The following is a 542-nucleotide window of genomic DNA, read 5'->3' as shown; positions in this document are numbered from 1 at the left end:
TTCCCGCACGAAGCATTGGCGTCGATTGCGCAAGAAGGCAGCTATTTCCAAGGAAAACCGAATCGCTAAGAGCACTGCCTGCTTCGTCTCATCCGGTTACTTCGACCCTAGCTGCATTCCCGGGCATTGCCAAGCCCTATTTCGCACTGCATCAGGGGTTTGCGCGTTCGAACACCAGAACCCTGTCGTTTCCGCCGAGGTCGCAGAACATACCGGACAACCGGTAGCCGGCTGCCAAGAAGATGTCCGTGACTTCGTTCCGTTGCGTGTGGCCGATCTCGACCGCAACCCTGCATTCGGCTTCCAGAAACCTTGTCGCCTCAGCGGCGATGATCCGGTAGGGACCAAGACCGTCCGCGCCGCCATCAAGGGCCAGATGCGGATCGAAATCGCGGACCTCGTCCTGCAGATTTCCTATGTCTCGACTGAGTATATAGGGAGGGTTTGCGGCAATTACATGGTACCGGCCGGAAACTTTTGCAAACCAGTCGGATTCAAGCGTTTCGAACCTGTCGGCCAGGCCCAGTTCGCAGGCATTGCGC

The 542-nt window shown here is 57.4% G+C and carries 1 pseudogene; it reads right to left on the bottom strand.

What is annotated here, in order from left to right:
• Window positions 1-151: 151 nt before the first annotated feature.
• Window positions 152-542 (bottom strand): annotated as a pseudogene (locus EOA29_RS39475) (protein-(glutamine-N5) methyltransferase, release factor-specific); the annotation flags it as partial.

The sequence above is a fragment of the Mesorhizobium sp. M1E.F.Ca.ET.063.01.1.1 genome (assembly GCF_003998155.1).
Taxonomy (GTDB): Bacteria; Pseudomonadota; Alphaproteobacteria; order Rhizobiales; family Rhizobiaceae; genus Mesorhizobium.
The sequence above is the reverse complement of the archived record's forward strand: the minus strand, read 5'-3'. Positions and strand labels throughout refer to the sequence as shown.